The organism is Mariprofundus sp. NF, from assembly GCF_013387455.1.
In the GTDB taxonomy this organism is placed as follows: domain Bacteria; phylum Pseudomonadota; class Zetaproteobacteria; order Mariprofundales; family Mariprofundaceae; genus Mariprofundus.
The window spans coordinates 1-254 of sequence record NZ_VWNC01000023.1 but is presented as its reverse complement, the minus strand read 5'-3'; the positions used below and the strand labels follow the sequence as shown (position 1 = coordinate 254).

Here is a 254-nt window from a genome sequence, read left to right as displayed (position 1 = left end):
CGACTACATCGAAATGTTCTACAATTCAGTCAGGCAACATGGTTATAATGGCAACTTGTCGCCAATCGAGTTTGAACGGCGATATTATGAAGAGCTCAGAAGTGTCTAGAGAATCGGTAGCGATTCAAGTCAAACGTTTTTCACCTGAAAATCAGGGTTAAACGGTTGGTTGTTTTTCAACACACCATAAATGATATGGATCAATTTACGCATTACCGCTCCAACAATCAGCATCTTAGGTTTGCCTGCTTTAA

The 254-nt window shown here is 40.2% G+C and carries 1 pseudogene; it reads right to left on the bottom strand.

Features of this window, described 5'->3' with window-relative positions:
* Positions 1–129: 129 nt before the first annotated feature.
* Positions 130–254, bottom strand: a pseudogene (locus F3F96_RS12360) (IS110 family transposase); the annotation flags it as partial.